Consider the following 23,777-nt stretch of genomic DNA (forward strand, 5'->3'; position numbering starts at 1 on the left):
TGCTGAGAGGAAAATTGTAAATGAAAATATGCACAAAAGTCCTTCAATAATTTGTAAGTATTTCTTCAAACTCCGTCCATGAATATCATGTATAATAATTACAATCCGGGTGCTGCCCGGAATACAAAGGAGGATTTATTATGGATACAAACAAGAAAATTTTAATAGGAGCCATTGGCGCTGCTGTTGTCATTGGCGGCGTTGCCATCGGTCTCCTACTCAGCAAAACGCCGGAAAAGGCAGACCTTTCCACCATACACACGGAGGCTCCCACGGAAGCTCCCACGGAAACCCTTCCCCCCGCCACCCAGGCTCCTGAGACAGAGGAGTCCCAGGAAAACCAGGAAGGCGCTGTTTCCAGTGTTTCCGCATCCATTGAGACCTATACATCCGGAAAGGTAACCATCCAGTATCCTGTGGTGGACCAGATGGATGACGCCTCAAAAAAGGACAGGATTAATGAATTATTAAAAGCAAACGCCCTGTCAGTCATAAAAGCCAATGACATTGACGAGGCCAGCGATACCCTGGACATCAAGTGCAAGGTGATTTCCGCGGACCGCAAGCGTCTCACCGCCACTTACACCGGCCTTCTGACTGCAAAAGGTGCTGCCCATCCGGTCAATATGTTCTATTCCAACACAGTCAACCTGCTCCAGGTCCAGAACCTGGGACTGGATGATTTTACCGATGCCTACACCATGGCCGGCTATGTGCTCAGCGACGACGTGAAGTTCTCAGGCATTTCCTCTGATGTGGAGGCCGAGGTCCTGAGCTACCGCTCTTCCCTGGATTTGGATTCCCTGACAGCTGTCTTTAACAGCGCGGATTTCCCCCTGTCCTCAGAATCCCAGTGGCCTGAATCCTTCAGCTATGAAAAACAGGGAACCATCTACTTTTCCCTGCCTGTGCCCCATGCCCTGGGAGACTACGTACTGGTGGCATTTGACCCAGCTACAAAATAGTCCCTTTGACGGGATTTGTCTTGTGCGTATTTAAAGACAAGCCCCGGGGTTGATATCATAAGATATTTGATATATAATTATCATTAATTCTAATAGATAAAGGAGCAGCAAAACTTATGGATAACGTAATGGTATTTGACCACCCTTTGATTCAGCACAAGATTTCCATTCTGCGCAATAAAGCCACAGGAACCAACGAGTTCCGTGCCCTCATTGAGGAGATTGCCATGCTGATGGGCTATGAGGCCCTCCGTGATCTTCCTCTGGAGGATGTGGAGGTGGAGACTCCCATCGAGACATGCATGACTCCCATGATTGCCGGCCGCAAGCTGGCCGTGGTTCCGATTCTCAGGGCGGGACTTGGCATGGTGAACGGCATACTGGCCCTGGTTCCCAGTGCAAAGGTAGGTCATATCGGTTTATACAGGGACGAGGTAACCCATGAACCTCACGAATATTACTGCAAGCTTCCCAACCCCATTGAGGAGCGCACCATCATTGTCACAGACCCAATGCTGGCAACCGGCGGCTCCGGCGTTGCTGCCGTTGACTTCATCAAGGAGCACGGCGGAAAGAAAATCAAGTTCATGGCTATCATAGCTGCTCCGGAAGGCCTTAAGCGTCTCCATGACGCTCATCCCGACGTGCAGATTTACGTGGGACATCTGGACCGCTGCCTGAATGAAAACGCTTATATCTGTCCCGGGCTGGGAGATGCCGGGGACCGTATCTTCGGAACAAAATAGCAGGTATCTTCGGAACAAAAATAACAGAAAGCCGGACGCTGCAATCACTTCGTCCGGCTTTCTGCTATTTACCGCTTATTGTTATTGTCGGATTTTCTGCTGAGTCTTAGGATTCCGTCTCTTCCGCCCGGTCTATTTTACTACCTTAAGCCCGCCTTTTCCCTTCTCAGGCGCCTCGGTAACTTCCGGCTCTGCTTCCACTTCCCTGGCCTCTTTCACAGCAATGTTGCCCTGGCCCTTATAAATGGAATCAGACGGAACACAGCCCCTTACGCTGGACAGCGGGTATACATTGGAATTACGTCCAATGACAGTTCCGGGATTCAGCACGCTGTTGCAGCCAATCTCAGCATGGTCGCCCAGGATGGCGCCGAATTTCTTACGCCCTGTCTCCACATCCCCATCCTCAGCATGGACCTTTACAAGCCCCTTGTCAGCCTTCACATTGGAAGTCACTGCGCCTGCGCCCATATGAGCCTTATATCCCAGGATGGAATCGCCCACATAGTTGAAGTGGGGGACCTGTGCCTCGTCAAAGATGATGGAATTCTTGATTTCACAGGAATTACCGATGACAACGTGCTGGCCGAGGATAACGCTGCCCCTTAAAAAGGCTCCGTTTCGTATCTGTACCTTTGGCCCGATAATCATAGGACCGCCCATGGCAGTGGTGGGAGCCATCTGAGCTGTCTTGTGAATCCAGATATTCTTTCCAATCTTCTTGTATTCGTTCTCCGGAAGGCTGGCGCCCAGACTCTCGATGAACCCACTGATGTCACCCAGAACTTCCCATGGATACTCATGGCCCTCAAACAGCTTTTCAGCGATTGTATGGCTTGTGTCTAAAAGTTCTTTGATTTTCATCTGTTCCAGTTTCATAAATTAATTCTCCTTTTTTGTTTTATAGAATGCGGCTGCCGCGTCAAAATAACCTCTCATGTTATATTGGTTATTCATGCGGATGACATTGACTGTCCTGCCGGCAACAAAACGATTCAGCTTTTCCATATATTCATCTGATGTTATGGACCCCTCCGCAACATAGGTGAGTCCCTTCTCCCAGCTGGCTGTCAGCTCCGGATTCAGAAGCTGCCGGATAGACTGGTCCACCACGTCGTATACCATCTCACCCAAAAGGGATGGGGTGATGACCTGGGTTTTCTTGTTCAGGTTCAGATACTTGATGTTAAACAGCTTCTTAAGTATCTCTGCCCTGGTAGCACTGGTACCAATGCCGCTGCCCTTTATCTGGGCCCGCAGCTCCTCGTCCTCTATGAGCTGGCCTGCATTTTCCATGGCCAGAATCATGGAACCGGAGGTATAGCGCTTGGGAGGCGATGTCTCGCCCTCCTTTATGTTCAGCTCCACCAAAGTAAGTATATCATTTTTTTTCAATTCTGCAAGCATCTGGAGCAATACTGTCCTGTCAACTTTTGGAGAAACAGCGTTTCCGGCGCCTTCCTGGCCCCGGTTTTTATCCTCGTCTGCTGTTTTTCCTTCCTCTGCCCCGTCTTTGGCATCTTCCCGGGACTCATCAAAGGATTCCTCCACCCCGTTCTTCTTTGCCAGGTTCACATCCGCCACCTTGAGATAGCCGGGCTCTGACAAAACCTTGAAATTGGCAAAGAAATGTTCCTTCTGCCGTTCCAGCTCCAGACTGTACTTCTGGTATATGGCCGGAGGATAAAATATGCTTAAAAACCTTCTGCATATAACCTGAAATACCTTTTCAGAAAGAGGCGTCAGCCCCCGCAGGTTCCCCAGCCCCTGTCCGGTGGGCACAATGGCATAGTGGTCCGTTATCTGCTTGTCATTGACATAACGGGTCTTGGCAATCCCCTTATATGAGCCCAGGTTCAGCACCTCATCCGCAAATGCCGCCATGGGGGCATAATTCTTAAGGCCGCCGATGTTCTTCTGAATCTCCTTGGAAACAGCTGTGGACAGAACCCTGGCATCGGTTCTGGGGTAAGTGACCATCTTCTTCTCATACAGCTCCTGGACCACCTTAAGCGTCTCATCCGGGCTGATTTTAAACATCTTGGAACAGTCGTTCTGAAGCTCCGCCAGGTTGTAGAGAAGAGGCGGGTTCTTTGTTTCCTTTTTCTTCTCCTTGGAGAGCACGGTGGCTGTGAGAGGCGGCTCCGCCGTCAGGAAAGCGGCCAGCTCCTCTGCCTGCTGCCTGTCCTTAAAGCCGTTGTCCTTGTACAGATAAGGGGTTCCGAAATAGCGGGAGCCTTCCACTGCCTTCCACTCCGCCTCAAAGGGAACCGGCTGGCCGTCCCTGCCTGCCGCCTCAAAGGAACCCATGACCCTGTAAAAGGGAGTTTTCACAAAACTGCGTATCTCCCGTTCCCTGCGCACCACCATTCCCATGACACAGGTCATGACTCTGCCCACGGACAGGACCGTGAACCTGGTTCCCAGGTAATTTGACAGGGCCGGGCCATATTTAAGGGTCAGCACCCTGGAAAAGTTGATTCCCATAAGGTAGTCCTCTTTTGCCCTTAAGTAGGCGGAGGCGGACAGATTGTCATACTCTGTTTCATCCTTGGCCTCACGGATTCCCCTGAGTATCTCTTCCTCTGTCTGGGAGTCAATCCACACCCGCTTCTGTTTCTTATCCTTTACCCCGGCCATCTGGGCCACCAGGCGGTATATGTACTCTCCCTCGCGCCCCGAGTCCGTGCAGACATAGATGGTATCAATATCAGCCCGGTTCAAAAGTCCCTTGACGGTTTCAAACTGCTTGGATACATTGTCTATGACTTCGTACTTGAATTCCTTTGGAAGGAATGGCAGTGTCTGCAGGCTCCAGCGCTTAAACTTCATGTCATAGGCCTCCGGATAACTCATGGTCACCAGATGTCCCACGCACCATGTCACAACTGCCTGGTCAGACTCTATATACCCGTCGCCCCGCCTTCCCCGTATCTTAAGTGCATCGGCAAACTGCTGGGCCACGCTGGGCTTTTCTGCTATGTATAATGATTTTGACATCCAATCCCTCATTTACTTTCTTCACACGCGCTCCGGTCCAGGTTCCTTCAACGGATTTTCCCGGCGGCAGAGCGCGTATTTTAATAGTATACCATTAAATTCCCTTTGTAGCAATCAAAAAAAAACCATGAAGCGCCGGCTATGGCGGAACCCTCATGGTTTTCCTGCATAAACTACTGTAACGACATTCCGGAGGTGACTTCCATGCCTGGAAGCTGGCAGTATCAGCCATATCTCACCACATATGATTCATTCATCTTTTACAATGCAATCGGGGAGCATCCCGATTACTTCTACCGGCCCATCGCCGTGGCAAAACAGGTGGTAAACGGAACCAACTACCGGTTCATGACCATAGCGGAGCCTGAGCAGCCGGACCTGACTCCCCATTTTGCCATTGTGGAAATCTATCAGCCCCTTAACGGCAAGGCCTATGCGACCAGCATCACGCCTGTTTAGCCAGGAATTTATACACGGTCCTGGTCCTGTACTCGTCCCCTGCCTTCAGTAAGGGGGACGGAAACTGGGGCTTGTGGACTGCGTCCGGGTAATACTGGGTTTCAAAACAGAATGCGTGGCGGCAGCCATAATGTGCTCCGCCCTTCCCCGGCATCTCATCCTGAAGGAAATTAGCTGTGTAGAACTGGATTCCGGGCAGATCCGTATAGCATTCCAGCACCCGGCCGCTTGCCGGGTCCATGGCCTTTGCCGCCAGGGCCAGCTCTCCTTCTTCCTTATCCAGCACCCAGTTGTGGTCATACCCTTTTCCGAATACAAGGGCCTCAAAATCAGCGCCTATATCCCGTCCAATGGCCTTCATCTCAGTAAAGTCCATGGGAGTGCCTGCCACAGGAGCAATCTCTCCCGTTGGAATGGAAACCTCGTCTGCCGGCGTATAGCAGGATGCATTGAGCCATACCTCCTGCTCCATCACCTGGCCGCTGTCATGCCCTGCCAGGTTAAAATAGCTGTGGTTGGTGAAATTGGCAACCGTATCCTTATCGCAGACCATGTGATAATCCAGTACAAGGCTGTCCTCATCCGTCAGGGTATAGCTCACTGTAATTCTGGCATTGCCAGGATATCCCTGGTCGCCGTCCGGGCTCTCCAGATAAAAGTCCAGCCTGCTGCCAGCCTCTGTCTCAGAGGAACTGCAGTCCCAGACCCTGTCATGGTACAGGTCCGGTCCGCTGTGGAGATTGTTGGGACCATTGTTGGCCTCCAGCTTATAATCCCTGCCGTCAATGGTGATGACAGCCCCGCCGATTCGGTTGGCATTGCGGCCAATGGGCGCCCCGAAGTGGGCTGGATTCCTGCGGTAGCTGTCCAAATCATCGTATCCCAGCACCACATCCGCCATGGTGCCCTCCTTATCAGGCACCACCATGGAAACCCATACGCCTCCCAGGGTGATGAATGATGCGGATACCCCGTTCTTATTGGTCAGTGTGTATCTGTAAACTTCTGTACCGTCGGGCATTTTCCCGAATGAATTTTTCTCAATTGCCATGATTGTCTGCACTCCTTCTCCATGATGATACGGAATCCTTCCGCGTCCTATTTAGGCTGGATATATCCCCTGGCAGTGAGCAGCTCTGCACAGAGTACGGCGCCGCCTGCGGCTCCCCTTACCGTGTTGTGGGACAGGCCGATGAATTTATAGTCGTATACAGAATCCTCCCTGAGACGGCCCACAGAGATACCCATGCCTCTCTCAAAGTCCACGTCTGCCGTTACCTGCGGACGGTTATCCTCTTCAAGGTACTGGATGAACCGGGACGGGGCGCTGGGAAGCTTAAGCTCCTGCGGAAGCCCCTTAAACTCTCTGAGCTTCTGAATCAGCTGCTCCTTTGTCACCTTATTCCTGAACTTTACAAATACGGCAGCCGTGTGGCCGTTAAGCACAGGCACCCTTACGCACTGGCAGGTGATGACCGGGCTTTCCGCCTTGACAATGACACCGTCTTTTATGGTTCCCCAGAGGCGAAGGGGCTCCTGCTCGCTCTTTTCTTCCTCGCCGCCGATGTAAGGGATGATATTCCCCTCCATCTCCGGCCAGTCCTTAAATGTCTTTCCCGCGCCGGAAATAGCCTGGTATGTAGTGGCCACCACCTCGTATGGCTCAAATTCCTTCCATGCCGTCAGTACAGGGGCATAGCTCTGGATGGAACAGTTGGGCTTTACTGCGATGAATCCCCTCTCTGTTCCAAGTCTCTTTTTCTGGAAGGGAATCACGTCAAAATGCTCCGGATTGATTTCCGGCACCACCATGGGAACGTCCGGCGTCCAGCGGTGGGCGCTGTTATTGGATACCACAGGCGTCTCTGTCTTTGCGTACGCCTCCTCAATGGCCTTGATTTCATCCTTTGTCATATCCACGGCGCTGAACACGAAATCAACGCCTCCCGCCACCTTCTCCACCTCATTTACATTCATCACAACCAGCTTTTTGACAGCTTCCGGCATGGGGGTGGTCATCTTCCAGCGGTCACCCACTGCTTCCTCGTAGGTCTTGCCGGCAGAACGGGGGCTGGCAGCCACTGTCACTACCTCGTACCACGGATGGTTCTCCAAAAGGGCGATGAAACGCTGCCCTACCATACCTGTTGCGCCTAATATTCCAACCTTCAGCTTCTTTTCCATCAATCATTCTCCTCATCATCCTGATTTTCCCGCCCACCGGAACTGCCGCATTTATTCACAGCAGGGGCGAATCTTTCCCTATCCTATACCAAACAACGGAAAAAATCAAGATTTATTCGCTAGAAAAATACATTTGTACGCAGCAGAAAGACATTTCCGTTTTTTTGTATGCAACATCCCCACTGCATCAGGGTACCAGGGACAATGCCACCTCCATCATCTGTGTAAAGCTGGTCTCCCTCTCCCGGGCAGAGGTGGCCTCGCCGGTGACCATGGAGTCGGATATGGTCAGCACCGCCAGGGCATTGGCACCGGCCGCCGCTGCATTGGCATAGAGGGCCGCTGCTTCCATCTCCACAGCCAGGACACCCATGTCCGCCCATGTCATTCCTCCCTGCGCCTGCTTCGCAGGGGCGTAAAACATATCGGAGCTGAGTACATTGCCCACATGGTATGTCAGTCCCATCTCCCTTGCCGCTGACACGGCCCGCTCCAGCAGGCGGTAGCTGCACACCGGGGAATAATCCCCCGGCAGGCCAAAAAGACGGACAAAATTGCTGGTGGTGCAGGCTCCCATGGCAAACACCATGTCCCGCACATGGACATCCGGCATCAGGGCGCCTGCCGTGCCCACCCGTATCAGGTTCTTACAGCCGTAAAAATGAATCAGCTCATAAGAATAGATGCCGATGGAAGGACACCCCATTCCCGTGCCCATGACAGATACCGGCCTGCCTTCATAAGTTCCCGTGTAGCCAAGCATATTCCTGGTGCCGTTAAACTGTTTCACGCCCTCCAGGAAATGCTCTGCAATGTACTTTGCCCGCAAGGGGTCTCCCGGAAGCAGGATAGTCCCGGCGATTTCCCCCTGGCCTGCCCCGATATGGGGCGTGGGTATGTTGGATGCTGACATGGATTATACCTCCTTTTCTGTTACAGACGCACTTTGCTGCCTTTCCCGTCTCTCTTAGCCAGTTTCAGACGGTTTAAATGGACTTCCTTGCCTTTGTAATCCACAATGGGATTCTCACCAATCAGATACAGCTTCTCCAGCTCCTCGTTCTTGGACAGCCGGATTCCCCGGACGCCCCTGGACGCTTTTTTCAGCACGGATATCTCCTCCAGGGCAAACCGCAGGAACACGCCTCCCGTTGTCTGAATCACCACCTCGGTCTGGCCCTCCACCGGTATGACGGCCGCCAGTTCATCCCCATCCTGGAGCTTGGTGGCTGCCACCACCCGGTTATTGGTTTCAAATTCTTCTGCCGGCACCTGTTTGACCATGGCCATCCTGGTGGCGAATATAAATGTCCTGCCCTTCATGTCCCCGGCGCTGGTCAGATAAACAATGGTATCCTTGGTGCCGTCGAATTTGCTCAGGTTTTCAATAGGAGTTCCCTTGTCCCTGAGCTTGCCGGCCGGCACGTCCATGGCCTTAATCTGGTACAGGCTGCCGCTGGCTGCAAAGAGACAGATTTTGTCCGTATTCAGGCATCTCACCACATGGACCTGTTCATTGTCCACGGTTTCCTGGTTCCGCTCATAGGTGGATTTGTCCAGCAGCTTGCAGTATCCGAAGCGGTCCATCACAAAGACCATCTCCTGAACAGCCACAGCGCTCTCATCGTACACTGCCTCAGGTCCGTCCTCTATCAGTGTGCGCCTGGGAGCTGCGAATTCAGCCTTGATGGCAGCCAGGTCTTCCTTTATGACACGGTCCATCTCAGCCCTGCTTCCCAGGATTTTCTTATACTCGGCAATCTTCTTTAAGGTTTCCTTGTGCTCCTTTTCCAGGGCCAGGATTTCCAGTCCGATTAACTTATAAAGACGCATTTCCAGGATAGCGGAGGCCTGGCGTTCCGTAAAGGCCAGCTTCTTTGCGTCCTCCTCAAAGCCGGGAACCCTGAATCTGATGTTGGTCACATCGCCGGTGGTAAGGCATGCCTTGGCATCCTTCAGGTTCTTGGACCCCCTCAGGATGGCTATAATCAGGTCTATGCAGTCGCAGGCTGTAATGAGACCTTCCTGGACTTCCTTTTTGTCCATTTCCTTCTGGAGCAGGACATTGTATTTGCGCTCCGTGTTCTCATACTGGAAGTTGAGGAAATTTCTCAGAATGCCCTTCAGGTTCAGGGTTTCCGGGCGGCCGTCCGCAATGGCCAGCATGTTGACGCCAAAGGTATCCTCCAGCTTTGTCTTCTTATAGAGGATGTTCTTTATCTTGTCAATGTCCGCGTCCTTGCGCAGCTCCAGCACAATACGGATACCTTCCTTGTTGGACTGGTTGGAGATATCCACCACATCCGTAAGCTTCTTGCTCTCCACCAGGTCAGCCACATCCACCAGGAATTTATTGATTCCGGCGCCAATCATGGTATAGGGAATCTCCGAAATGACCAGTTTATCCTTGTCTGCCTTGCGCTTGCCAAGCTCCACCTCGAACTTGCCCCTGAGCTTGATTTTCCCCATGCCTGTCTCATATATCTGCGGCAGCTCGCTCTTGTTGGCAATGACGCCGCCCGTGGGAAAATCCGGTCCCGGCATCAGCTCCATCAGCTCCTGTGTCGTCACCTCGGGGTCATCAATGTATGCCTGGACCGCGTCCACCACCTCCCCCAGGTTGTGGGGAGGAATACTTGTGCTCATACCCACGGCAATGCCCTCGGCCCCGTTAATCAGCAGGTTGGGAACCCTGACCGGAAGCACCTCCGGTTCCTTTTCCGTCTCATCGTAGTTTGGCACGAAATTCACGGTTTTGTCCAGGTCTTTTAAGTAGACCTCCTCTGCAAACTTCTCAAGCCGGGCCTCCGTGTAACGCATGGCAGCCGCCCCGTCCCCTTCTATGGAGCCGAAGTTGCCGTGTCCGTCCACCAGGGCCATGCCCTTTTTGAAATTCTGGCTCATAACCACCAGTGTCTCGTAAATGGAGCTGTCGCCGTGGGGATGGTACTTACCCATGGTATCGCCCACGATACGCGCCGATTTCCTGTGGGGCTTATCGTGGTCCAGGCGGAGCTCCCTCATATCATAGAGGACCCGGCGCTGCACCGGTTTCAGGCCGTCCCTTGCATCGGGGATGGCCCTTGCAGTGATGACGCTCATGGAATAGTTCATGTAGCTTCTCTGCATTTCCTCACTGTATTCAGTCCGTAATATCTTTTCAGCCATGTTCTAATTGTCTCCTGTCTATGCGTCAATCTCCGCTTCATCCGCATGTTCATAAATGAACTGGCGGCGCGGTCCCACCTCGGTGCCCATAAGCATCTCGGTTATCTCCGTAGCCATTCTGGCATCCTCTATCTCCACGCGCTTCAGGACCCGGCGCTCCGGGTCCAGGGTGGTCTCCCACAGCTGTTCTGCGTCCATTTCACCCAGACCTTTGTAGCGCTGCAGCGTAAAGTCGCCTGTATGCGTCTTGCGGTAGCGTTCCAGCTCCTTTTCATCGTACAGATACTGCTCCTCCCCCCGCTTGGGTATCACCTTGAACAGGGGCGGCATGGCAATATACACATGGCCGTCGTAAATCAGCTCCGGCATGAAACGGTAGAGGAAGGTGAGAAGCAGGGTGTCGATGTGGCTGCCGTCCACATCGGCATCGGTCATCAGGATGATTTTGTCATAGCGCAGCTTTGTGATGTCAAAGTCATTGCCGTAGCCTTCTGAAAAACCGCAGCCAAAGGTATTTATCATGGTCTTGATTTCCGCGTTGGCAAGAACCTTATCCATGGACGCCTTCTCAACGTTGAGGATTTTTCCCCTGATGGGCAGGATGGCCTGGTACTGGCGGTTTCTGGCAGTCTTGGCGGAGCCGCCGGCGGAATCTCCCTCCACAATGAATATCTCGCACCTGGATGCGTCCCGGCTCTCGCAGTTTGCCAGCTTGCCGTTGCTGTCAAAGGAAAATCTGGATTTGGTCAGCATGTTGGTCTTGGCCTTTTCCTCGGCCCGGCGAATCTTGGCCGATTTTTCCGCACAGCCGATAACCCCCTTTAGCACCTCCACATTGCGGTCAAAGTAAAGCTGCAGCTCATCCCCTGTCACGGTGAACACGGCCTTGGTGGCGTCGGCGCTGGCCAGCTTTGTCTTGGTCTGCCCCTCAAAAATGGGGTCAGGATGCTTTACAGCGATGACGGCCGTCATGCCGTTTCTGGTATCAGCTCCCGTAAAATTGGTATCCTTATCCTTCAGAATGCCCAGCTCCCTGGCATAGCTGTTAATCAGGGCCGTAAATTTAGTCTTGAAGCCGGCCAGATGGGTGCCGCCCTCCTGGGTAAAGATGTTGTTGCAGAAGCCCAGTATGTTCTCCTCAAAGGTATCCACAAACTGGATGGCGGCCTCCACCTCCACCTTGTCCACGGTTCCCTTGAAGTAAATCGGGTCATGGACAGGCGCCTTGCCGGAGTTCAGCTCCCGCACATAGGCAACGATGCCCTCCGGTTCATGGAAGGTCACCTTTTCTCCCTCTCCGGGCCGTTTGTTCTCATAGTAAAGGGTCAGGCTGGGGTTTAAGTATGCGGTTTCATGAAGACGGCTCTTAAGCCAGTCCGCCTTGAAACGTGTTTTCTCAAATATATCGCCGTCAGGCAGGAAATTGATACAGGTACCAGTCTCCCTTGTCTTTCCAATCACAGGGAGGAGCCCGTTCTCCAGCTTAATGACCGGCCTTCCCTTCTCATACACATCGTGATAGATGCAGCCGTCCCTGTAAACCTTAAGGTCCATATGGGCTGAAAGAGCATTAACTACGGAGGAACCCACACCGTGAAGTCCTCCGCTGGTCTTATAAGCGTCGTTATCGAATTTACCGCCTGCATGAAGGGTGGACAGTACGATTCTTGCAGCGGATATGCCCTTCTTGTGAAGTCCCACCGGAATGCCGCGGCCGTTATCACGGACCGTACAGGAACCGTCGGCTTCCAATGTCACCCATACGCTGCTGCAGAATCCGGCCAGGTGCTCATCCACCGCATTGTCTATGATTTCATAAATCAGATGGTTTAACCCCTTGGAGCCCACGCCTCCTATATACATACCAGGACGCTTACGGACCGCCTCCAGCCCTTCCAGCACCGTAATACTGTCCGCATTATATTGTTCCTTTGCCATTCTATTCCTCCATATTGCTATGTACAGATGCGTACATATGTTTCGTCTTATAGTATTAAACCATATTTAAATTGTTTTGGCAAGTTCCGGCCGTGAGAAATTCCCGCATACACCCCGCGGCGCCTTCTGTATCCCGGACTTACAGACCGGAATACCCTGTCCCGGGACAACAAAAAAGCCCTGCACACTTGCAAGGCCTTAAAAGCAGATGACGGGAATCGAACCCGCCTCCCCAGCTTGGGAAGCTGGTGTTCTACCGATGAACTACATCTGCACAACACTGATATTATACCATGTATTTTGGAAAATTCAAGTGTATTTTCTTATTTTTGTAAAATTTTCTGCATTATTTTCTACAAATCCGGTTCAGGCCCCAGGCCGGGATAAAAACAGGCCGTCCGGTCCGCCGGGACCGGGCAGCCTGTCTGCTGCCTAAAGCACCTTATCCAGAAAGCTCCTGGTCCGTTCCTCCCTGGGATTTCCGAACACTTCCTCGGGAGTGCCTTCCTCCACAATGTAGCCGTCATCCATAAACACCACGCGGTCCGCCACTTCCCTGGCAAATCCCATCTCATGGGTGACCACCACCATGGTCATTCCGTCGGCCGCCAGCTGCTTCATGACCTCCAGCACCTCCCCTACCATCTCAGGGTCCAGGGCGGATGTGGGCTCGTCAAAGAGCATAATATCAGGATTCATGGCAAGGGAGCGCGCTATGGCCACTCTCTGCTTCTGTCCGCCGGAGAGCTGTCCCGGATAGGCCTCCGCCTTATCCGCCAGACCCACCCTGGCCAGCAGTTCAAGGGCCTTTTTACCGGCCTCCTCTTTTCCCATGATTTTAAGCTCCGTGGGAGCCAGCGTAATATTCTCCCTCACCGTAAGGTGCGGGAACAGGTTAAAATGCTGGAACACCATTCCGATATTTTCCCGCACCTTGTTGATATTGGTGTTAGGGTCGGACATGGGATGGCCGTCCACCACCACATGGCCGGATGTAATCTTCTCCAGGCGGTTCAGACACCGCAGAAAGGTGCTCTTGCCGGAGCCGGAGGGGCCTATCATGCACACCACTTCCCCCTCCCTTATCTCAATGCTGATATCCTTAAGGACTTCCAGCTTTCCAAAGTTCTTTTTCAGGTTATGGACTGAAATCTTATTTTCCATAGGACACTCTCCTCTCCACATACTTGGCAATTCTGGACAGAATGGTGCAGACTACCAGATAAAACAGGGCCACGCAAATCCAGATGGGCATGACCATGGAAGCGGAATTGGCCGCAATGATTTTACCGTTCTGGGTCAGCTCCCTGGGGCCGATGACAGACACAAGGGATGTGTCCTTCAGGGAAATAATGAACTGGTTGATAATGGAGGGCAGCATGGTCCGGAAAGCCTGGGGCAGGATTACCTTGCGCATGGCCTTGCCGTAAGAAAGCCCCAGGCTTCTGGCTGCTTCCATCTGTCCCTTGTCAACAGCCTCTATGCCTCCGCGGATAATTTCCGCCATATACGCTCCCGCGTTAAGGCTCAGGGCCACACAGCCGGCTGTAAATGCGCCGCCTATATTGCTCCACTGGAAACCATAGGGCTTCAGGACGCTTCCCACGCCGTACATCATAATCATGACCTGTACCAGCAGGGGCGTTCCCCGGATGATATCAATATAGACATCGGCGATGAGTTTTAATATCTTAAAGTCAGAGACCTTGAACAGGCCGAAAATAACACCCAGCACCGTTGCGCAGAGCAGCGATATCACGGTCATCTGCAGGGTGATTCCCAGGGCCTTAAAAAATGATGGGTAATACTGTGTTATGATGTTTACTATCTGCATACTATCATCCTTTTCTGATTATTCGTTGACGTGCGTCATTCCAGGGAGGTGCTTTGCACACATGGAATGTTATAGCCAAATTTAAAGCACTTAAGCAAAGCCTGCCATGGCCTTCGTGTAATTGCTTTAAATTCATCCATAACCCGCCGGCATTGAAAAGACGGCATTCATAAGGCGGTGTTGAAACACCCGCCTTAAAAATACCGGCATTGAGGCGCCGGCCCTGCAACCCGCAGGAGCCGGCGTCTGGCAGCACTGCCTGACGGCTTTTGCCCGGCAGTCTTTATTTTGCAATATATGTATCCAATATCTCGTCGTACCTGCCGCTTGCCTTGATGTTCTCCAGTCCCTTGTTGAACATCTCCACCAGCTCCGGATTAGCGCCCTTTAAGGTTGCGAAACCATAGGAGGAACCCTTTTCCATTGGTGTGGGAAGGGTAAGTCCCAGTCCCCTGGATATCTCATAACCAATAACCGGATAATCCTCAAAGCAGGCAGCTGCCTCTCCGGCCAGTACGGCCTGATACATATCGGATGAGCTCTCATACTGTATTACCTCAAAACCATACTGGTCCGCAATGGACTCTGCAAAGGTGCAGCCCTCTGTACCAATCTTGGCAGCCACCTTACGGTCCTTTAACTGGTCGTAGGAGGTAATATCGGAATCAGACAGGACAGCCATGCCAACGCCGGAATCATAGTAGGGTTCTGAAAAATCATATTTCTGTACCCTCTCATCTGTGATGGACATGCCGGCAATCACGCCGTCGCACTCGCCGGCCTCCAGCGCGGTCACTGCTGCGGAGAATCCCACCGGAACCACCTCATATTCAAATCCCTGGTCCTGGGCAATTGCCTGTAAGATATCCAGGTCAACACCTACCATCTCGCCCTTCTCATTCTCAAACTCAAAGGGGGCAAAGGTGGTATCTGTATTGATGATATACTTCTTGCCCGGGGCGGCTGCGCTGGTTTCACCGGCCGCTTCCGTGTCTGCTGCCGTGGTATCTGCTTCTGCTGCAGTCTCTGCCGCCGTGGTGCCTGCTGCTGTTGTCTCTGCCGGCTTGGAGCCGCATCCCGACACAGTGAACGCCATGATGGCGGCCATGGATAACGCCATAAATTTCTTCATAATTACTTCCTCCTCTATTGATTTAAATAAAATAAGGGCGACTTTAATACATCATGTCTCCCTTGACCTGTGATGCACCTGCATCATCCTGATTACTATATCACAAAGATTTGTCAAAGTCAACTTATTGTGACGGCCACAATCTAAAAATTGTGCCTATCCTTTTATCTCACAGGAAAGCGTTCCACAATCGCGCCTGTGTGGTAGGCTTCCAAAAGCATTTCCAGGTCTTTAATCTTTGTCCTGAGCTGTTTGCCCACATCCGTATCCCCCACCAGCTTCCGGCTGGACACGCGTTTTACAATGGTACTCTCTGAGTGTATGTCACTCTCCTTCTCAATTGCAGCCTCCGTGGACTCAAAGGGCTCATGGGCAGCCAGAATCAGGCCGTAAGAATTATAAATCAGCGTATATCCTGCGATTCCTGTCTCCTTCTGGTATGCCCTGGAAAAACCGCCGTCAATAACCAGCACCTTTCCGCCGCATTTTACAGGATTCTCCCCATTTTTGGACTTGACCGGCACATGGCCGTTGACAATATGTCCTTCCTGGGGTGACAGGCCGAATTCCTCCAGGATGCGGCCCACTGTATTCTCATCCTCCAGCATACAGTAATATGGATTTTTCTCCTCCCTGTGGGTCTCCTTGTCCGCCAGGAAATAGCGCTCAAAGGTGGCCATCTTATCCTTGCCGAACAAGGGGGAGTCCTGATGAAGCCAGATATACCAGCATATATCCCTGCCCTTTGCCCGCTCCACCGGGTCCACTGCCATAAACGCCTTCCTCACATAACTGTCCAGACACTCATAGAGGGGCTTTCCTTTATATTTCCGGCCGTATATGTCCACCTCTTTAAAGCTGCCGTCCTTGTTTAAGGGGATGCAGCCGTGATACAGGAGATTGCCGTTATATACTTTGTAAAGGCTGCCCTTTGCCAGCAGGAAACGCATATGCTGCTGAAGCTTTTCACAGTTCTGGAACGCGGCCGCCAGGCGTTCCATGATGGCTCCCTCCTCAGGCGTAAGCCTGTAAGGGTCTGCCGGGTCAATGGTGGGAAAATGGCAGTCAAGCATCTCATGGTCGCCGCTTTCCAGCCGGACTGTCCCCTTGCCGAAATCAATGCGGTGGAGCATGTTACGGTCATCCAGGCAGAATTCCGGGTGCTCCTTTATAATCTGTCCCTCCACCTTGAACTGGATGACAGATATAGCTTTATGCATCCTGATATTCAGTTCCGTCTCACTGGGACTGCTGGCATTTGCCCCTTTAAGCTGGAAACAGGCACAGGGGTCATTTCCGTAGGTATCCAGGGCAAAGGTTGCCAGCGGCAGCAGGTTGATGCCGTATCCGTCCTCCAGGATATCCAGGTTGCCGTATCTGGCGCAGATGCGGATTGCATTGGCAATGCACCCCTTCTGGCCCGCGGCAGCCCCCATCCACAGCACGTCGTGGTTTCCCCACTGGATATCCAGGGAATGGTAGGTCATCAGCTTGTCCATAATCATGTGGGGCCCCGGCCCCCTGTCATATATATCCCCCAGAATATGTAAATGGTCCACAATAAGGCGCTGAATCAGTTCACAGAGAGCCACAATGAACTCTCCTGCCCTGCCCACCCGGATAATGGTCTGTATAATGGCATTGTAATAGGACTCCTTATCCCTTACATCCACTTTTTCCGTAATCAGCTCCTCAATCACGTAGGCAAATTCCTGGGGAAGGGCCTTGCGCACCTTGGACCTGGTGTATTTGCTGGCAGCGCGCTTGCTCACCTCAATAAGGCGGTACAGGGTAATCTTGTACCAGTCCTCCCGGTTCCTGGCATGTTCCAGTATCTGGGCCATCTTCTCCCTGGGATAATAAATCAGGGTGGCCAGGGTCTGCTTGTCCTGGCTGCTCAGGGTGTTTCCGAACACATCGTTTACCTTGCGCCGTACAGCTCCCGAACCGTTTCGCAGCACATGGGAAAACGCCTCGTACTCACCGTGGATATCCGTGAGGAAATGTTCCGTCCCCTTTGGCAGGTTTAAGATTGCCTCCAGATTAATCACCTCTGTGGAAGCGGCCGCTATGGTTGGATACAATTCAGCAAGCCGTTCCAGATACCTTGTCTGCAAATCACTCATTGCTTTCCTCCCTCAATACTTATATGATGTTTTTACTCCTCCCTCTCCCGGTCAACATAATGCCTGTCTTCTTCGTCAATATAATCCAGGCTCAGGTAATCCTCTGTCCTGGCTGATAAATCCTTCTTTTTCAGCGCGCTGCTCACATAGGTGGCTGTAAGCCTGTAAATGACGGCAAACAGCGGCACCGCAATAATCATTCCCACAAATCCGAACAAGCCGCCGAACAGCAGGATGGAAAACAATACCCAGAAGCTGGGAAGTCCCGTGGAATCCCCCAGGATTTTCGGCCCCAGGATATTGCCGTCAAACTGCTGGAGCACCAGGATGAAAATAAGGAAATACAGACATTTCATGGGGCTCACCAGCAATATGAGAAAAGCGCTGGGCACGGCTCCGATAAAGGGGCCGAAAAACGGAATCACATTGGTCACGCCTATAATCACACTGACCAGCAGCACATAGGGCATTTTTAAAAACTGCATGGCAAAAAAGCACATGATTCCTATAATCAGGGAATCCAACAGCTTTCCGGTTATAAAACCTCCGAATACAGTGTGGGCAAAACGCACCTCGCTTACCAGCCGGTTGGCGTCCTTAAGCTTCAGCAGGCTGTAGACAATCTTCTTGCTCTGGGCCGACAGGGTGTCCTTGATGTTGAGGAAATAAACCATGACAATGACGCCAATCAGTATGTTCTTCACAACTGTGACCACGCTTAAAATGCCGGTGGAGAGCTCGCCTATGATTTTAGACATATTGGGCACCAGGTCTGTGGTCAGCCAGTTCTGGAACTCCGTGGCGGCCTGCTCATAAAAAGGCATGATGGTCTGTTCAATGGCGGGGTTATCCTCAAACATCTTCATGAGCCAGAAACTCAGGTTATTGATGTTCTCTCCCAGGCTTTCCTGAAGGCCGATAATACTGGTGTAAATCTGGGGAATGACCATCCAGAACAATCCGCAGACAATGGCAACGAGCAGAAGCAGGCTTACCAGCGTACCGGCGGCCTTAGCCAGACCGTCTGCCGTGCGTGCGTCCTTAATACAGCGTTTCAGTTTTCCTGCTGTATAGGCCCTGGTCTTGTTATAGATAGGCAGCATCAGATAGGCCAGCACTGCCCCGTAGATAATGGGCATCAATATGGATACGATTTTTCCCGCTGCCCTTGATACAATTTCAAAACGCGACAGGAAAAATCCAAATGCAACGCTGCAGGCAACCACGGCCAGCGCCGTTGTTCCCCAGTATATATAATTTTTAAATCTTGGGTTTTTCATACATCTTTACTCCTATGTCTAAAGTATTCCGTCATTTCGGCAAGTCATTCACCCATATATCATATCATAAGCTGAAACTAACAGCAATTAGGATTTAAATTACTGCGCCTGTTCCCCAGGGATTTTTACGGAATCTTAACGGGGAGGACAAAGCGGGATTTTTGTGGTATGATATTCCTATCTTTGAAAAAGAGGTGTTGAGACATGTCTTATATCATAAAAATGGCCCTGGACATCAAGGCCCGGTTTGAGCCTCCCGCTCCCATGACGTCCCCGCTGGAAGCCTATTGCGCCATCGGGACCATTGCCAAGGCAATGAAGCTTCCGATGCCGGAGAAAAAGGATACGCTCTTTGAGATGCGCGACCAGCTGGATGCGGATATGGGCGGCAATGAACCGGAGGACAGCCGGACAGCCAGGATTCATTCCATCCTCAAGGGCTTTATACGAAATGAGGAAACCACGGACCAGATGATGGAGTACGTGAAATACGGCTATGAAAATGAGAGGTGAGGAAATGGCGGATTTTTTGGCGCCTGTGCCCGCCGGGGTAATGGCGCTGATGGAACGGCCGGAACAGTGGTATTGCTGCATCAGGCCGAAAAACAGAGCAGAATGTCAGAAAGGGGAATGCCGTTGTCATAGCATTCCCCTTTGATTTTATGGTGTGGTTATACGGCCTTTGGCTCTGCCGGCTTCCGCAAAACCATGATTTTAACCCTTCTCACATCCCCAATATGGAATCCGTATCAGGACGGATGATATTCCAGGCGGAAACCAGGGCCTCTTTCAGCTTTTCTTCCCCTGCAAACTCCTTTTGCCTCTTTAAAGCATATGCGGTTTTTTCTTCCGGCGGCAGTATGTAGTACTCACTGTCATCCCGGTATGTATCGCTTAAAAAGATATAGTTTCTCGAAGGCGGCCTCCGGTAGGCAATATCGGCTATGGACCACTGTACATGATATCCCTCGCTGTACACCTCATTGTAATCCACAAAAATAATGATGTCTTCCTTCTTGTCGGTCTGGTACTTTAATGCCTCTATTCTCATAAATTCCATCCTTCCTTGCAGCCGCTGGCCCCTGTTCATCCATTGCCCGTGCAGATGTATTAATTAGAATTTACCATATCACCCGGTATTTTTCAATACAATTTACATGGTTGGGCTTAAAGTTACAGAAAACAAAAAAAGCCCTTGATTTCACAAGGGTTTCACAGAGCCACTGGCCGGACTCGAACCGGCGACCCACGCATTACGAATGCGTTGCGCTACCAACTGCGCTACAGTGGCATCCGAACAGCAATTGCCATTCCTTTGATGCAACAAGGCTGCTGCCTAAGCAACAGCCTTGCCATCATGACCTGACCGGGAATCGAACCCGGGTTTACGCCGTGAGAGGGCGTCGTCTTAGCCGCTTGACCATCAGGCCTTAAGGTAAATCGAGGCGACGTGATTCGAACACGCGGCCTCTGCGTCCCGAACGCAGCGCTCTACCAAACTGAGCCACGCCTCGATACCTTTGGTAGTATAATACATTTATTCCAGAAAGTCAACTATAAATTGTCAAAATTTTTAAAATAACTTTGATAATTTCTGTAACCCCTGGCTGCAGGCTCAGTACTACACTTCCACGGCTGTAAATCCAAGGTCATCTAAAATCTCCACAGCCCTGGCTTCAGCGTCCGTGTCTCCGTCAACAGTCACTGTCTTGACAGATAAATCCACGGTATTCTTAATGCCGGCTCCGTCCAGCCCCTTCTTAATCCGGTTTACACAGCCCCCGCACATCATTTCCTCACACTTATACGTCTTCATATTCATTCTCCTTTACTATTTTTATTAACAGGCCTTCCCTGATTCCTGCTCCGGGGCGCCATCCTGTTTCACTGTCATCGCTGCATCTGCAAAAGACCCTGGCGGTTTTCGCTTATTCTTCCCTCATTCATAAATGCTGTCATAATCATAGTTTGCGTAAAAATCCGTGATTCTATCAAAATACCCATCCACATTTTCCCTGGTCAGCCTGTGCTCGCCAGCCGCCATCCATTCCAGAAGCCGGTCCCCTATGTCCTCCGAGTAGTGAATCACGTCCATGTAATGGTCCAGATTGCAGGTAATGTCAAACTGGTCGTCAAAAGCAAAGAGCCGGATATTGCTGCATTCCAGGAGCATGGAGGCCATGAGCCGGTATCCCTCCATCTGACGTTCAAACTCCCCCTTTACCATCAGTTCACTGTCCCACCAGCTGATGCTGTAGGGCGGAATGAAGTAATAAAAGGTGACCTGGGGATTAGCCCTTGCCGTGGCCAGCACATTCTGCTCCAGATTCTCCATAACCATCCGGCGGTCCTCTTCGGTAAAGAGGGCTGTTTCCTCCCTCCGGGGCTCCCGCTCGTATGTCTTTAAGACAGCCTCCCTGCCCCAGTCCCGTTCCGGCGCCCAGTGCATGTATTCGTCAAAGGTGGTGGTCTGCTCCCCCGCCCTTGTCCTGGCAAAAACGCCCGGAATGGTACCGAATATCACTTCTTTATTGAAAATATAGTTCACATCATTAAATGGGTTTCCATCCAGCAGATAAGCGGGAGAAGGGGCTGCCGGATTCCACTCATCCTTGGGATAAAACAGGAAACTCCTGTCCAGGCTCCTGCACACCACTCTAATCCGGGGCTGGTAGGCAATGGCCCGTCTGACAGCCTGGTCCACCTCCTTATAGTATCCCCCTGCATAAGGTATTTTGATGGATGTCACGCCGAAAAGACTGTCAAAACGGCTGGCCTTAAAATTCTCCATCATGGATGTTCCTGTGAGCACTGCATCATATGTAAAATTGCGGCTGATTCCGTCATTCTGGTACCGCTCGCTGTCAATGGGATATGCCAGATGCCCAAGGGGCTTATGATAATGGAAAAAGGGGTCCACATAAACCACCATTCCCCCAATTAAAACCAGCATGGCCAGTACGGTTCCCAAGGTAAACCGAAGCCATCTGCCATAGCTGTTATCTTCTGTCCCTTTCCTCTGCTTTTGTGTCTCCAATCCTATCTCTCCTGTAGCTGTATATTATGCCTTACTGTCTGTAAGCCGCAAACCTGTTTAAAATTGAAAATAAATAAAGCTGGATATCCCTGCCAGTGACAGAACCGACCACACCAGAAGAACCGCTGTTCCCGCCCCCCTGAGAAGGGTGGGGCGAAGCTCGGTCTCTCCCATATTCCTGGCATTCATCACCAGACAGAACACGGCTCCATACAGTCCCAGCACGGTAAATACCCGGTGCTCTGTCAGCCATAGAGGCAGCTCCGCCATCTTAAAACTGTCCATGAAGGATGGGTTAATCTGCATGTTTCCAAAATCCAGCAGCCGTTTAAAAAACAGCTTTGCCTGGGCTATGCTTTCTGACCTGAATATAACCCAGGTCAGGTTTACAAACAGAAAGGTGGCCATCCATTGAAACGCCGTGTGAAGATTCTCCCACTGCTGTTTCAACATCCGGTTAAGGGCCTGGGCAGCTCCGTGAAGGACTCCCCAGAGAATGAAGGTCCAGGCAGCTCCATGCCAGAAACCGCTTACCAGGAACACCACCATGATATTTATGCAGGTGCGCATAGGTCCCTTCCTGCTTCCTCCCATGGGAAAATAGATATACTTCCTGAGAAAACGGGTCAGTGTCATGTGCCAGCGCTTCCAGAATTCCACGGGAGACAGCGCCTTGTAGGGCGAATTAAAATTAAGGGGCAGTTCCAGGTTAAACATCCTCGAAATTCCCATAGCCATATCGCAGTAGCCGCTGAAATCAAAATACAGCTGGAAGGTATAGGCCGTCATAACCAGGAACGCATCCGTGGAACTGAGTATCTCCACCTGGGCAAATCCCCAGTTTACCGGTCCCGCAAAAAACTCTGCCAGGATAACCTTTTTAAACAGCCCCACTGCCAGTATCATCAGCCCCTCGGCCAGATGACCGGAATCCGCCTTCCGGCGGCGCGGTTCCCTGAGCTGGGGAATAAATTCCCCGTGCAGGAGAATCGGCCCCATGGCAATCTTGGGAAAATACACGGTAAACAGGAAATAATCCCAAAACCCATATCCCTCTGTCTCCATGCGGAAGGAATCCACCAGCCATGCAATCTGCTGAAAGGTAAAGAAACTGATTCCCACCGGAAGGAGAAGCCTTGTAAAGGCAATGTCCTTTCCCAAAAATGCATTCAGGTTTTCTATAAAGAAATTCATGTATTTAAAATAAAACAAAAGGGCCAGGTTGGCGAAGATGCCGGATATCAGCAGCAGCTTCCGGCCCTGTCCGCGGCCCGGGCCGCTGTCCGCTCCGCCATGCCCTGTATCTGTCCCCCTGCTTCCGTCACGCACCAGCATCCTGGAGACAGCCCAGTTAAACACTGCGCTGCCCACCAGAAGTCCCAGATACCATGGATTCCCGTATGCGAAAAATACCAGAGACATGGCGGCCAGAAATCCTCTGGCCCAGGTATAGCGCTTCATCCGGCACAATCCGAAGTATCCGGCCAGCACAGCCGGAAGGAACAACAATAAAAATAAATATGAATTAAACTGCATGTATCTTCTGTTTCCTTTATCTCAGGTTTCCTGTTATTTCATCATTTTCTGCAGGGTTCTGCAAAGCTCCTCCACCGTTGCGTCGCTGTCGCCCTTAAGTATGTCATCCACCACGCAGGTCTTGATATGGCGCTCCAGCAGCACCTTGTTAAAGCTGTTGAGAGCGGCCTGGACAGCGGCAACCTGGGTGATGATATCCACGCAGTAGCGCTCATCCTCCACCATGGATTTAATGCCTCTTATCTGTCCCTCTATCCGGTTCAGCCGGTTCATAAGCCCGCGTTCTTCCGAAACTTCCCTGTGTTTATGGCGGCAGCCGCAGCCTTCTTCCTGATTCATGTATTCCTCTCCTTCTGCCTTCCTGTTATCCCG

General features: G+C 51.6%; 21 protein-coding genes and 4 tRNA genes. 4 read left to right on the forward strand and 21 right to left on the reverse strand.

Annotated features, from left to right (window positions below):
- Positions 1-140: 140 nt before the first annotated feature.
- Together I2H39_RS01750 and upp are read left to right on the forward strand one after the other, a co-directional pair.
- Positions 141-965, forward strand: a complete 825-nt coding sequence (locus tag I2H39_RS01750; protein ID WP_138310185.1) for a DUF4163 domain-containing protein — start codon at positions 141-143, stop codon at positions 963-965.
- Between the two features lie 116 nt (positions 966-1,081).
- The gene (gene upp, locus I2H39_RS01755; RefSeq protein WP_138310186.1) at positions 1,082-1,711 is read left to right on the forward strand and encodes a uracil phosphoribosyltransferase; all 630 of its coding nucleotides are present in this window, start codon (positions 1,082-1,084) and stop codon (positions 1,709-1,711) included.
- A 132-nt stretch (positions 1,712-1,843) separates the two neighbouring features.
- Here the strand turns inward: upp and I2H39_RS01760 are convergent, their stop codons facing one another.
- Positions 1,844-2,590 (reverse strand): UDP-N-acetylglucosamine pyrophosphorylase, encoded by a 747-nt coding sequence (locus I2H39_RS01760; protein WP_138310187.1) that lies wholly within the window; start codon positions 2,588-2,590, stop codon positions 1,844-1,846.
- Between the two features lie 3 nt (positions 2,591-2,593).
- Positions 2,594-4,711 carry a DNA topoisomerase gene (locus I2H39_RS01765; RefSeq protein ID WP_138310188.1) on the reverse strand — a complete coding sequence of 706 codons (2,118 nt, stop codon included), beginning with the start codon at positions 4,709-4,711 and terminating at the stop codon, positions 2,594-2,596.
- 204 nt (positions 4,712-4,915) lie between these two features.
- Between I2H39_RS01765 and I2H39_RS01770 the strand changes: the two genes are divergently transcribed.
- Complete coding sequence (locus I2H39_RS01770) at positions 4,916-5,170, forward strand: hypothetical protein (protein WP_138310189.1); 255 nt, start codon at positions 4,916-4,918, stop codon at positions 5,168-5,170.
- On the opposite strand, the gene I2H39_RS01775 is transcribed toward I2H39_RS01770, so the two are convergent.
- From I2H39_RS01775 to I2H39_RS01825, 11 genes are all read right to left on the reverse strand, one after another.
- Positions 5,157-6,221, reverse strand: coding sequence for an aldose epimerase family protein (locus I2H39_RS01775; RefSeq protein WP_138310190.1), 1,065 nt, complete (start codon positions 6,219-6,221; stop codon positions 5,157-5,159). The genes I2H39_RS01770 and I2H39_RS01775 overlap by 14 nt on opposite strands.
- Before the next feature lie 47 nt (positions 6,222-6,268).
- Positions 6,269-7,354, reverse strand: a complete 1,086-nt coding sequence (gene asd, locus I2H39_RS01780; protein ID WP_138310191.1) for an aspartate-semialdehyde dehydrogenase — start codon at positions 7,352-7,354, stop codon at positions 6,269-6,271.
- A gap of 187 nt (positions 7,355-7,541) precedes the next feature.
- On the reverse strand, positions 7,542-8,267 hold the full coding sequence (gene deoD / locus I2H39_RS01785) for a purine-nucleoside phosphorylase (protein WP_195625669.1): 726 nt from the start codon (positions 8,265-8,267) through the stop codon (positions 7,542-7,544).
- 20 nt (positions 8,268-8,287) lie between these two features.
- Entirely contained in the window at positions 8,288-10,522 is a 2,235-nt protein-coding gene (locus I2H39_RS01790) for a DNA topoisomerase (ATP-hydrolyzing) (protein ID WP_138310193.1), read from the reverse strand.
- Positions 10,523-10,540: 18 nt separating this feature from the next.
- A complete protein-coding gene (locus I2H39_RS01795; protein ID WP_138310194.1) occupies positions 10,541-12,460 on the reverse strand; it encodes a DNA gyrase subunit B in 1,920 nt (639 codons plus the stop codon).
- A gap of 203 nt (positions 12,461-12,663) precedes the next feature.
- Positions 12,664-12,734 (reverse strand) — tRNA-Gly (locus tag I2H39_RS01800).
- 158 nt (positions 12,735-12,892) lie between these two features.
- Positions 12,893-13,624, reverse strand: a complete 732-nt coding sequence (locus I2H39_RS01805; RefSeq protein WP_138310195.1) for an amino acid ABC transporter ATP-binding protein — start codon at positions 13,622-13,624, stop codon at positions 12,893-12,895.
- Positions 13,614-14,294, reverse strand: a complete 681-nt coding sequence (locus I2H39_RS01810) for an amino acid ABC transporter permease (protein WP_002583318.1) — start codon at positions 14,292-14,294, stop codon at positions 13,614-13,616. The genes I2H39_RS01805 and I2H39_RS01810 overlap by 11 nt, the downstream gene beginning before the upstream one ends.
- A gap of 283 nt (positions 14,295-14,577) precedes the next feature.
- Positions 14,578-15,426, reverse strand: a complete 849-nt coding sequence (locus I2H39_RS01815) for a transporter substrate-binding domain-containing protein (protein ID WP_138310196.1) — start codon at positions 15,424-15,426, stop codon at positions 14,578-14,580.
- A gap of 164 nt (positions 15,427-15,590) precedes the next feature.
- Positions 15,591-17,552 (reverse strand): fructose-1,6-bisphosphatase, encoded by a 1,962-nt coding sequence (locus I2H39_RS01820; RefSeq protein ID WP_195625670.1) that lies wholly within the window; start codon positions 17,550-17,552, stop codon positions 15,591-15,593.
- A 32-nt stretch (positions 17,553-17,584) separates the two neighbouring features.
- Positions 17,585-18,832, reverse strand: a complete 1,248-nt coding sequence (locus I2H39_RS01825) for an AI-2E family transporter (protein ID WP_195625671.1) — start codon at positions 18,830-18,832, stop codon at positions 17,585-17,587.
- A gap of 204 nt (positions 18,833-19,036) precedes the next feature.
- Between I2H39_RS01825 and I2H39_RS01830 the strand changes: the two genes are divergently transcribed.
- On the forward strand, positions 19,037-19,345 hold the full coding sequence (locus tag I2H39_RS01830; protein ID WP_138310199.1) for a DUF3837 family protein: 309 nt from the start codon (positions 19,037-19,039) through the stop codon (positions 19,343-19,345).
- Positions 19,346-19,556: 211 nt separating this feature from the next.
- Here the strand turns inward: I2H39_RS01830 and I2H39_RS01835 are convergent, their stop codons facing one another.
- From I2H39_RS01835 to I2H39_RS01870, 8 genes are all read right to left on the reverse strand, one after another.
- Positions 19,557-19,883, reverse strand: a complete 327-nt coding sequence (locus tag I2H39_RS01835) for a hypothetical protein (RefSeq protein ID WP_138310200.1) — start codon at positions 19,881-19,883, stop codon at positions 19,557-19,559.
- A 167-nt stretch (positions 19,884-20,050) separates the two neighbouring features.
- Positions 20,051-20,123, reverse strand: a tRNA-Thr gene (locus I2H39_RS01840).
- Positions 20,124-20,190: 67 nt separating this feature from the next.
- Positions 20,191-20,262, reverse strand: a tRNA-Glu gene (locus I2H39_RS01845).
- A 10-nt stretch (positions 20,263-20,272) separates the two neighbouring features.
- Positions 20,273-20,346 (reverse strand) — tRNA-Pro (locus tag I2H39_RS01850).
- A 107-nt stretch (positions 20,347-20,453) separates the two neighbouring features.
- Complete coding sequence (locus I2H39_RS01855) at positions 20,454-20,648, reverse strand: heavy metal-associated domain-containing protein (protein WP_195625672.1); 195 nt, start codon at positions 20,646-20,648, stop codon at positions 20,454-20,456.
- Between the two features lie 123 nt (positions 20,649-20,771).
- A complete protein-coding gene (locus tag I2H39_RS01860) occupies positions 20,772-21,869 on the reverse strand; it encodes a hypothetical protein (RefSeq protein WP_138310217.1) in 1,098 nt (365 codons plus the stop codon).
- Between the two features lie 57 nt (positions 21,870-21,926).
- Positions 21,927-23,405, reverse strand: coding sequence for an MBOAT family O-acyltransferase (locus I2H39_RS01865; RefSeq protein WP_195625673.1), 1,479 nt, complete (start codon positions 23,403-23,405; stop codon positions 21,927-21,929).
- 33 nt (positions 23,406-23,438) lie between these two features.
- On the reverse strand, positions 23,439-23,744 hold the full coding sequence (locus tag I2H39_RS01870) for a metal-sensing transcriptional repressor (RefSeq protein WP_138310219.1): 306 nt from the start codon (positions 23,742-23,744) through the stop codon (positions 23,439-23,441).
- Positions 23,745-23,777 lie beyond the last annotated feature (33 nt).

This window comes from Clostridium sp. 1001283B150225_161107_B6 (genome assembly GCF_015556325.1).
GTDB lineage: Bacteria > Bacillota > Clostridia > Lachnospirales > Lachnospiraceae > Enterocloster.

Coding starts and splice junctions, on each gene's coding strand:
- I2H39_RS01870 (WP_138310219.1), bottom strand. CDS start 23,744: ATGAATCAGGAAGAAGGCTGCGGCTGCCGCCATAAACACAGGGAAGTT.
- I2H39_RS01760 (WP_138310187.1), bottom strand. CDS start 2,590: ATGAAACTGGAACAGATGAAAATCAAAGAACTTTTAGACACAAGCCAT.
- I2H39_RS01855 (WP_195625672.1), bottom strand. CDS start 20,648: ATGAAGACGTATAAGTGTGAGGAAATGATGTGCGGGGGCTGTGTAAAC.
- I2H39_RS01775 (WP_138310190.1), bottom strand. CDS start 6,221: ATGGCAATTGAGAAAAATTCATTCGGGAAAATGCCCGACGGTACAGAA.
- deoD (WP_195625669.1), bottom strand. CDS start 8,267: ATGTCAGCATCCAACATACCCACGCCCCATATCGGGGCAGGCCAGGGG.
- I2H39_RS01815 (WP_138310196.1), bottom strand. CDS start 15,426: ATGAAGAAATTTATGGCGTTATCCATGGCCGCCATCATGGCGTTCACT.
- I2H39_RS01805 (WP_138310195.1), bottom strand. CDS start 13,624: ATGGAAAATAAGATTTCAGTCCATAACCTGAAAAAGAACTTTGGAAAG.
- I2H39_RS01790 (WP_138310193.1), bottom strand. CDS start 10,522: ATGGCTGAAAAGATATTACGGACTGAATACAGTGAGGAAATGCAGAGA.
- I2H39_RS01835 (WP_138310200.1), bottom strand. CDS start 19,883: ATGAGAATAGAGGCATTAAAGTACCAGACCGACAAGAAGGAAGACATC.
- I2H39_RS01810 (WP_002583318.1), bottom strand. CDS start 14,294: ATGCAGATAGTAAACATCATAACACAGTATTACCCATCATTTTTTAAG.
- I2H39_RS01825 (WP_195625671.1), bottom strand. CDS start 18,832: ATGAAAAACCCAAGATTTAAAAATTATATATACTGGGGAACAACGGCG.
- I2H39_RS01770 (WP_138310189.1), top strand. CDS start 4,916: ATGCCTGGAAGCTGGCAGTATCAGCCATATCTCACCACATATGATTCA.
- asd (WP_138310191.1), bottom strand. CDS start 7,354: ATGGAAAAGAAGCTGAAGGTTGGAATATTAGGCGCAACAGGTATGGTA.
- I2H39_RS01795 (WP_138310194.1), bottom strand. CDS start 12,460: ATGGCAAAGGAACAATATAATGCGGACAGTATTACGGTGCTGGAAGGG.
- upp (WP_138310186.1), top strand. CDS start 1,082: ATGGATAACGTAATGGTATTTGACCACCCTTTGATTCAGCACAAGATT.
- I2H39_RS01820 (WP_195625670.1), bottom strand. CDS start 17,552: ATGAGTGATTTGCAGACAAGGTATCTGGAACGGCTTGCTGAATTGTAT.
- I2H39_RS01765 (WP_138310188.1), bottom strand. CDS start 4,711: ATGTCAAAATCATTATACATAGCAGAAAAGCCCAGCGTGGCCCAGCAG.
- I2H39_RS01865 (WP_195625673.1), bottom strand. CDS start 23,405: ATGCAGTTTAATTCATATTTATTTTTATTGTTGTTCCTTCCGGCTGTG.
- I2H39_RS01750 (WP_138310185.1), top strand. CDS start 141: ATGGATACAAACAAGAAAATTTTAATAGGAGCCATTGGCGCTGCTGTT.
- I2H39_RS01830 (WP_138310199.1), top strand. CDS start 19,037: ATGTCTTATATCATAAAAATGGCCCTGGACATCAAGGCCCGGTTTGAG.